Source organism: Undibacterium sp. SXout20W (assembly GCF_049340285.1).
Classification (GTDB): Bacteria; Pseudomonadota; Gammaproteobacteria; order Burkholderiales; family Burkholderiaceae_D; genus Undibacterium.
Genome location: NZ_JBMPPH010000122.1, coordinates 1 through 504 on the forward strand (window position 1 = coordinate 1; position 504 = coordinate 504).

General features: G+C 53.0%; 1 protein-coding gene. It reads left to right on the forward strand.

What is annotated here, in order from left to right:
- The coding region (locus tag ACO0K1_RS20285) for a transposase (protein ID WP_423029020.1) at nucleotides 1-504 on the forward strand (504 nt) is incomplete at both ends.

The following is a 504-nucleotide window of genomic DNA, read 5'->3' on the forward strand; positions in this document are numbered from 1 at the left end:
TATTTTTACTGGTACATGGTGCTCGATGTTTACAGTCGAAAGATTGTCGGGCATGAAATTCATGTCGCAGAGTCGGCTGAACTGGCATCACTGCTGCTGCGGCGTGCAAGTCTGGCTGAGGGACTGGCTGGCCGTGAAGTGGTACTGCATTCGGATAACGGTAGTGCGATGAAGGGTGCGACGATGCTGGCAACGCTGGAAAGGCTGGGGATCATTCCATCGTTCAGCAGACCACGGGTGAGCAACGATAATGCCTATGCGGAGTCACTGTTTCGGACTTGCAAATACCGGCCGAACTATCCGAGCAAGCCGTTCGCCACGATAGAAGATGCGCGGGATTGGACAATGAAATTTGTACAGTGGTACAACCACCAGCATAAGCACAGCGCTCTGAAATTTGTGACGCCAGCACAGCGTCATGATGGCCGCGATGCAGCAATCTTGCGACAACGTGTACAGGTCTTTGAAGTAGCGAAACAACGGCATCCAGAGCGCTGGTCTGGT